The following is an 8,023-nucleotide window of genomic DNA, read 5'->3' on the forward strand; positions in this document are numbered from 1 at the left end:
TCCGGTCAGCGCAGCACTATCGCGATTCCCGCCACCGCGGTCACCATTCCCGCAATCAGCTTCCGATTCACTCGCTCTCCTGCCAGCATAGACATCGGGACACTGAACAGCGGCGCGATCGAGGCCAGGACAGCTGCCTTGGAAGCTCCAGCGGTCTGTACTGCCGTTATGTAAAGTATGGCTCCGAAGACGGATCCAATCACCGCCCCGGCTACCAGCAGCGCCGCCCGGTTCAGGGGGAGACGTCGCACTCCTCTCAGCTCGCCGCGAGCGTGAGCCCATGTGCCGGCCGCGAGGGTGACCCCGCCCAGCCGCAGGAAGTTCACCAGGAAGGGATCCATGCCGCCAGCCGCCCGCCGCAGAGCCACCGTGCCCACAGCCCAGAGGACAGCGGCGGCGATTGCCAGAGTCAGGCCGCGAGCCGGGAGCTGGTGGCCACCTGAGCCAGTGGGGGCGAGCCCGGAGCGCGCTACCAGAACCACTCCGGTCACGCACAGCACGAACCCCACCCAGGTTGCCGTCCCAAACCTCTCACGCAGGAACAGCCCCGCCAGTATGGCCGTAAGCAGCGGGTAGGTGGAAGCGATGGTGAGGGCTCGTGAGAGCCCGATCAGCCGCATGCTGGAGTAGTAGGCAGTGTCTCCCAGCAGAATGCCGATGCCCAGGTTGATACCGAGGAAGAAGAGGTTGTCCGCCCCGAAATCGCCGAAGTTGGCTATCCTGCCCGTCGCCAGGACGACGACAGCGTAGACCAGAGTGCCCACCAGGGACCGCAGGGCATTGAGGGCCAGACTGGGCATCTCGGTCGTCAGCCCTCGGAGCATGGCGCTGGATAGTGCCCAGAAGAAGGCGCAGCCTATGGCTGCCGCTTCGCCGCTCACCCGCCATGAGCTCGGGCCAAGTCTCGAGCAGCGGGCAGGCCGCCGGCTCCGGTGGCGGCCAGGACGCCGTGGATGATGGCAGCCGCCAGTGCTTGGACAGCCATTGCCTGCACCGCGGTGATGTCCGCTGTCACCTCCCCCGTGGCCAGGCAGAAGACCGTGTCGCCGTCGTGGATAGTGTGGGCCGGACGCACGGCGAGCCCAATACCGTCGTGGGCCACCTGAGCCATGCGCCAGGCGCCGGACCGATCGAGCCGGGCATTGGTGGCCACCACAGCCACCACCGTGTTCTCTGGCCCGGCTGCTTGCGGACGCCCGAAGAGGTAGGGCGTGTTGGTCTCGCGAAATGGGACAAAGCTGCCATTGGCGCCCCGCGCTCCCGCCACTACCTGGCCGCTTTCTGGGTCAACCACGCTCCCCAGAGCGTTCACCACCGCCAGGGCTCCGACCCGCAATCCCCGTGGGCCTTCTAGGCAGGCGGTCCCCACACCAGACTTCGTCGCCCGATCTAGGCCCAGGAACTTCCCCACGCTGGCCCCAGTCCCCGCGCCCACACAGCCGCACTCGAATTCCACCGCTGCCAACGAGGCGGCGTTGTACCCGGCCTCTGGCCTGGGCCACTCCGGCCTACCCAGCGCCAGGTCAAATATGATGGCAGCCGGGACGATGGGAACGGGCATTACGCTCGTCGGGAACCCCCGGCCGCGCTCCCTCAGACAACGCATCACTCCGTCCGCTGCTCCCAGGCCGAAAGCACTCCCGCCCGATAGCACGATCGCATCCACCCGTTCCACCAACCGGCCGGGAAGCAGGAGGTCCGTCTCACGGGTGCCTGGCGCCCCGCCGCGCACCTCGCCAGAGGCCACAAACGGCTCCTCGGTCAGCACCACCGTGCACCCAGTGAGGGCCTGGGCATCGGTCCAGTGGCCGACTAGCAGGCCCTCGATGTCTGTTAGCTTGCCCGACGGTACCACGCCTCAGTCCTTCTGACCCAGCATCGCCACCACTTTTTCCATGATCCGCCGGGCCACATCCTCCTTGGACATCAGCGGCAGGTCCTCGCGGCTACCATCCGCCCCCAGGAGCGTCACCCGGTTGGTGTCCACCTCGAAACCGGCGTCAGGCGCAGAAACGTCATTGGCCGCGATGAGATCCAGTCCCTTGGACCGAAGTTTGGCCTCGGCGTTTGCCAACAGATCTTCCGTCTCGGCAGCAAATCCCACCAGCACCCGCAATCCTGCCGGCCGGGAACGGCCTACCTCCGCCACCAGGTCCGGGTTGCGCCTCAGGGGCACCGACCAGATCTCTCCTGTCTCCTCCTTCTTCACCTTCCGGTCCTTCGGCGCCTCCGCTCGGTAGTCCACCGGCGCCGCCGCCATGACCAACACATCGCTGCTTGCCACGTGCTGCGCCAGCGCCTGGCGCATGTCAGCTACCGTGGTCACGTGGACCACCTGTGCCCCATAGGGAGCCGTCAGGTGCGTCGGTCCGGAGATCAGAGTCACGTCTGCCCCCAGATCCAGCGCGGCTTGAGCTATGGCATAGCCCATCTTGCCCGAGGATCGGTTGCTGATGAAGCGCACCGGGTCCAGCGGCTCGCGCGTGCTGCCCGCAGTCACTAGGACCCGCCGTCCCCTGAGAGGACCGCCCTGAGCCAGAGCCAGCCGGGTCGCTCCGACGATGGTCTCGGGCTCGGCCAGCCGGCCCCGCCCAATGGAGCCTTCTGCCAGAAGGCCAACTTCGGGGGGCACGATGATGAAGCCGCGCGCTCTGAGCTTCTCCACATTCTCCTGGGTGGCTAAGTTGGCCCACATGCCGTCGTTCATGGCCGGAGCCACCACCACTGGGCAGGCCGCAGCCAGCACTGTAGCGGTGACCATGTTGTCGGCGAAGCCCCATGCCAGCTTGGCGATGGTGTTCGCCGTAGCCGGAGCCACCACCACCACATCTGCCCGCCTAGCCAGGGACACGTGCCCTATCTCCATATCGGTGAGTAACTGAAACATGTCCAGAGCCACTGGCGTGTGCACCAGCCCTTGGAAGGTGAGCGGGGTGATGAACTCTGCTGCCGCCTGGGTCATCACCACATCCACGCGGGCCCCTGCCTTATAGAAGCGGCGAGCCAGATCAGCCGCTTTGTAGGCGGCGATCCCGCCGGTGACACACAGCACTACATTCCTACCCGCGAACAACCACTACCTCCCTCGGTTCCGCCGGTAGATGCGGTAGAGGCCATCCAGAGTGAGAGTGGGATCCACCACATCGAAGACATCGGTCTCCGCCGCTACCACGTCCGCCAGACCACCAGTGCCGATGACCTTCATGTCCTCGCCCAGTTCCTGCCGGAAACGGGCCACCAGGCCCTCCACCAGCGAGACATACCCGAAAAGCAGCCCCGCCTGGATGCTATGCTCGGTGTTGCGGCCCACCGCCGCCGGAGGGCGCCTGATATCAACCTTCACCAGCCTAGCCGCCCGGGCGAACAGGGCCTCGGCCGCGATCACTATCCCCGGGGCGATCGCCCCACCCAGGTAGTTCCCCTCCCGATCGAGGGCGTCGAAGGTGGTAGCGGTACCAAAGTCCACCACGCACGCCGGCCCACCGAATCGCTCCTTGACCGACACGCAGTTCACGATCCGGTCGGCACCCACCTGTCTAGGGTCGTCGTACAACACCCGTAACCCGGTGTCGATGCCTGGGCCCACCACCAGAGCCTCCGTCTTGAGATACCGGCGCCCCAGCCGGACGAAGTCCGTGGTCAGGGACGGGACGACGCTGCTGATCGCCATACCCTCGATGTCCTCGGCCTCCACGCCGGCGTGGTGAAGCAGCGTCAGGATGGTTACCGCGTACTCATCCGGCATGCGAGACGACTCGGTCGCTATGCGCCACTGCTCCCGCACGCGGCCGTCGTTATCTATCACGCCGAACACCGTGTTAGTGTTGCCTACGTCCACACACAGCGTGCCCGCCAGAGGCATCGGTCTGTACCCTCGCGTTCAGTCTCGCCTCGCATTCTAGTGCTTGCGGGGGGCAACGCAAGCGTGGTTAAATGTGTCTTTATGCCGATGAGGAGGACAGGCGCGTGCTCAGTGTGGTGTTGCCCAAAGGGAGTCTCGAGCAGAGCATCCTGGCGTTGTTCCAGCAAGCGGATCTCACCGTCCAGCGCGACAGCGATCGCGAGTATCGAGGCACCATTGATGACCCCCGCATCGGGGAGGTCCGCATCCTCCGGCCCCAGGAGATCCCCACCTATGTGGCCAAGGGGTACTTCGACATTGGGGTCACCGGGTTGGATTGGATCCGCGAGACCGAGAGCGAGGTGGTGGAGCTACTCGACCTCGGGCGGCCGGTGAAGCTGGTGCTGGCCGTGGCCGACTCCTCGGCCGTGGAGAGCGCCCGCGACCTTCCGCCGGGCAGCCGCATCTCCACTGAGTATCCGGTGATCACCAGGCGCTTCTTCGAGCAGCTCGGCATCCCCGTGGAGATCTACCTGTCCTACGGCGCTACCGAGGCTAAGGTGCCCGACATCGCCGACGCCGTGGTGGAGCTTACGGAAACCGGCTCCACCTTGCGACAGAACCGCATGAAGATAGTAGACACCCTTCTGACCAGCAGCTCCAGGCTCATTATGAACCCTCAGTCGTACCAGGATGAGGCGAGGCGAGCCGCGGCAGAGGACATCCGCACCCTCATCGAGGGGGCCCTGGCCGCCCGCGGCCGTGTCCTGGTCAAGCTCAATGTCAGCCAGAAGGACCTGGAAGGCGTCATCTCGATACTGCCGGCTATGAAGGCCCCTACCGTATCCCAGCTATTCGGCAACGGCTACTATGCAGTGGAGACGGTGGTGGAGAAGGGCTGCATCAACCGGCTCATTCCCCAGCTCAAACGCCTCGGCGCCGAAGACATATTGGAGATCCCCATAGTCAAGATCGTGGAGTAGCCTTCAGCCGCGAGGTGCCTCTCGTTGTCTGGGGCCTCCCCACCACCGAGCTCGGCCGCCCCCGCGCCAAGCCGCCTCGGCGGCATCGCGCCCCTCATCGCTAGACAGGTTGCGGAGCAGCGCCTAGAATGGCGCGCGATTAGGCGGCCAGACACCCCTCGCACCGCGTCCCGGGGCGGACTGGGCACAGCGCGGGGCTCGGGTGAAGGCCGCGCTGTCGTGTGGCAAGAGGAAGCGGAGGTGAAAGCATGAAACCAGCCCTGTTCACTGTGAGCTACGGCGGCTATTGGGGTCAGGCGCGACTGAGCCTGCCCGAGGTGCTGCGGAAAGCTAAGCAGCTTGGCTACCCCGCCGTGGAGATCATGGGCAAGCGTCCCCATCTATCGGTGGTGGATGTCGGCATCGAAGAGGCAAGAGACTTGCGGCGCCAGGCAGACGACCTGGGCCTGGAGGTTGCCACTGTCGCAGCCTATACCAACTTCACCGGTGGCCTGGAGAGCCGGGAGGTCCCCTTCGTCGAGGTCCAGCTGGCCTACCTTAGGCGCCTGGCCGAGCTGGGCGAGATCCTGGGCGCCAAGATCATGCGGGTGTTCACCGGCTACTTCACCGACCAGCTCACCTACACCGCCCAGTGGAACACGTGCGTGGACGCAGTGCGGGAAGCGGCTGGCATCGTCGCTCAGCACGGCATCGTCCTCGGAGTGCAGAACCATCACGACATCGGCGTAAGCGCCGAGTCCTATGAGGACTTCCTCGATGCCGTGGGGCACGAAAACTGCAAGGCCATGTTCGACGCCTGGAGCATCGCCCTGCACGACAGCGACCTGTACTACTGGGCCAGGAAGCTGGCTCCCAGAATGGTGCAGACCACCGTGGCCGACTACGTCAAGCACCCGCGCTGGCACCTGGTGGGCAACGTCACCAACTACGAACGCTGGCTTCCCGACGCCCTCCTGATGGTGCCCATGGGCGACGGCTTCATAGACTACGACGCCTTCTTCCGCGGGCTGAAGGAAGGCGGTTTCGATGGCTACGTCGCTTACGAGATGTGCTGGCCCATACGCGGCGGTGGAAGCATCGAGAGCCTCGACGCCTGCGCCAGCAAGAGCCTGCAGGAGATCAAGCGGCTCATCGGCGCCTGACCACATCGCGTCGACCCGGGCTCATCCCGCCCGGACGCCGCCCGGGTCGGCCTCCTTCTCAGGCGCTAAGCAGGAAGACCGATGGCACCGCCAGGGCCATCCCAGCGAGGGCTCGCCTTCCCGGACGCTCAGACCACACGGTGATGCCGACTACGCCTGCGAGCACCATCGAGCCCACACTGGTGGCCGGATAGACTACGATGCCCGGCAGAGAGCCCAAAGCGGCGAGGAGAAGCACGGTCGCCGCCACATTGGCGGTGCCAAAGACGACGCCCAGCCAGGCGAGCCTGGGCGTCAGTTCCTCTCTGGTCCTAGACCAACGGAGTCCGGCGCCCGCTGCGGCCACCGTGAAGAGCACGCCGAGGTATCCCCAGCGGTAACCGCCATAGCCCAACTCTTCCAGTGCTTTCGGTGCCAGCATGACCGCACCCTGCACCAGAAACAGGGCCACAAGCGTGCCCCAGGTCCTTCGCCCGCCGCCTACGGCTCCGGGGAGCGGTGTGTCGCCCGCGGGGCCAGGACCGGTGCGGTCGCCTGGCTGCAATCGGCTCTGCGATGCCGCTGGCGGAGGCTGGGAACCGGGGTTGGCCGACCCCAGCAGCACCAACGCCGGGCAGACCACCAAGACTGCGGCGACTTGGGCTGGAGTAGGTCGCTCGTTCCAGAGGACTACCGAGGCCAGGATGGGCAAAGCCACGGCCAGGCTGGCGATGGGCTGGGCCACGGAGAGCCCGACCTGCTGGACGGCCCGGTGGTTGAGGAAGAAGCCAGACACGAAAGCCGCCCCGGCCACCCCGCCGAGAACCCACACCGGCGGCCCGCCGGCCGACTCCGGGGAAAGCAAAGCCAGCGTGCCTGTGACCGCAGCCGCGAAGGCGTAGTTGACAAAGGCCACCGGAGTGGGGGGCTGGTGATGGACCGCCAACAACTTGAGGACAACGCCGAAAGTGACGAACGCGATGATGGTCCCGATGAGGGCAGCCACAGCCACACCACCTGATTCGGTTCGGAGTAGCGGCGGGCCGCTCGCCCGACGGCCTCCGCACGCCCAGTCGCTCATGATAGCGCGGAGCAGTGCCGCCGACCAAGCGCCGAAGCTGGCGTGTGCCCTTCCTCCGAAGCCTGGCCCGCTGCCTCAACTCCTGGCGACGTGGGCCGATATAGAGTGTAGAGGCCCGGGCCCGCCGTCCTGCCCTCGGCTCCCGCTCGAAGGAAGATTGTAGGCGAGGCTCAAAGAGAGGCAAGCTGAGGTTGCTCTTTGTGCCCTCATGCCGCTAGAATTAATGCAGCTTTAACGCCCCGCTTGTGCGCATTCGGACTAGGAGAGGTAGGAGTCAACCTGCACAGCGGCAGCAACGCATGCTGATCCCAGGAGACGAGGCAGTGACGCCCAAGTTCGTGGAGCTCACTCGGTACTCAGGTAACCCGGTTCTGGAGCCTAACCCGCAGCACCGCTGGGAGGCCCGTGCTGTGCTGAACTCGGCGGTGGTCCGGTCGTGTGGCCTCTACCACATGCTGTACCGTGCCGTTGATCCCAGCCTGATATCCAGCATTGGCTATGCCGTCAGCGAGGATGGCCTGAGCTGGATGCGGTTGGACGCTCCCGTGCTATCGCCCAAGGAGCCGTTCGAGGAGCGGGGTGTCGAAGACCCACGCGTCACTTATCTGGAGGGAGCGTTCTACCTCGCCTACACGGGGTACTCCAGACATGGAACCCGTGCCGCTCTGGCCCGTTCACGCAACCTCATCTCCTGGGAACGCCTGGGCATAGTCTTGCCGGACGAGAACAACAAGGACCACGTCCTGTTCCCGCAGAAGATCCGGGGCCGGTACGCCATGCTCCACCGGCGGCCTCCTCACATATGGCTGGCCTACTCCGACGACCTCCTGCACTGGGAGGACCATCAGATCATCATCCGTACCCGCCCCGGCAAGTGGGACGCCTGGCGGATAGGCGCCGCCGGCGCCCCCATCTACACCGAGCAGGGGTGGGTGCTGATCTACCACGGGGTGGATGAGCGCCGGGTTTACAGGCTGGGTATTGCGGTGCTGGATCT

The 8,023-nt window shown here is 65.6% G+C and carries 8 protein-coding genes; 3 read left to right on the plus strand and 5 right to left on the minus strand.

Annotation, left to right across the window (positions count from 1 at the left end):
- Positions 1-5: 5 nt before the first annotated feature.
- The 4 genes from HPY83_15395 to HPY83_15410 are packed head-to-tail and all read right to left on the minus strand — an operon-like array spanning position 6 to position 3,862.
- Complete coding sequence (locus HPY83_15395) at positions 6-881, minus strand: DMT family transporter (protein ID NPV09330.1); 876 nt, start codon at positions 879-881, stop codon at positions 6-8.
- The gene (locus tag HPY83_15400) at positions 878-1,855 is read right to left on the minus strand and encodes a P1 family peptidase (protein NPV09331.1); all 978 of its coding nucleotides are present in this window, start codon (positions 1,853-1,855) and stop codon (positions 878-880) included. Before HPY83_15400 ends, HPY83_15395 begins: the two co-directional genes overlap by 4 nt.
- Positions 1,856-1,858: 3 nt before the next feature.
- Complete coding sequence (gene coaBC / locus HPY83_15405) at positions 1,859-3,073, minus strand: bifunctional phosphopantothenoylcysteine decarboxylase/phosphopantothenate--cysteine ligase CoaBC (protein ID NPV09332.1); 1,215 nt, start codon at positions 3,071-3,073, stop codon at positions 1,859-1,861.
- A 3-nt stretch (positions 3,074-3,076) separates the two neighbouring features.
- On the minus strand, positions 3,077-3,862 hold the full coding sequence (locus tag HPY83_15410) for a type III pantothenate kinase (GenBank protein NPV09333.1): 786 nt from the start codon (positions 3,860-3,862) through the stop codon (positions 3,077-3,079).
- Between the two features lie 104 nt (positions 3,863-3,966).
- Here HPY83_15410 and HPY83_15415 point away from each other — a divergent pair, with 104 nt between their 5' ends.
- Together HPY83_15415 and HPY83_15420 are read left to right on the plus strand one after the other, a co-directional pair.
- On the plus strand, positions 3,967-4,824 hold the full coding sequence (locus HPY83_15415) for an ATP phosphoribosyltransferase (protein NPV09334.1): 858 nt from the start codon (positions 3,967-3,969) through the stop codon (positions 4,822-4,824).
- A gap of 248 nt (positions 4,825-5,072) precedes the next feature.
- Positions 5,073-5,966: a sugar phosphate isomerase/epimerase gene (locus HPY83_15420; GenBank protein ID NPV09335.1), complete on the plus strand. Its 894-nt coding sequence runs from the start codon at positions 5,073-5,075 to the stop codon at positions 5,964-5,966.
- Between the two features lie 58 nt (positions 5,967-6,024).
- Here the strand turns inward: HPY83_15420 and HPY83_15425 are convergent, their stop codons facing one another.
- On the minus strand, positions 6,025-6,951 hold the full coding sequence (locus HPY83_15425; protein ID NPV09336.1) for a DMT family transporter: 927 nt from the start codon (positions 6,949-6,951) through the stop codon (positions 6,025-6,027).
- A gap of 374 nt (positions 6,952-7,325) precedes the next feature.
- Between HPY83_15425 and HPY83_15430 the strand changes: the two genes are divergently transcribed.
- Positions 7,326-8,023, plus strand: a 698-nt coding sequence (locus HPY83_15430; protein NPV09337.1) for a glycosidase, incomplete at its 3' end; no start/stop codon positions are given.

This window comes from Anaerolineae bacterium, from assembly GCA_013178015.1.
GTDB lineage: Bacteria > Chloroflexota > Anaerolineae > DRVO01 > DRVO01 > Ch71.

Bases quoted from the DNA above. Each gene is read 5' to 3' on its own strand.
- HPY83_15420 (NPV09335.1), top strand. From the start codon at position 5,073: ATGAAACCAGCCCTGTTCACTGTGAGCTACGGCGGCTATTGGGGTCAG.
- HPY83_15410 (NPV09333.1), bottom strand. From the start codon at position 3,862: ATGCCTCTGGCGGGCACGCTGTGTGTGGACGTAGGCAACACTAACACG.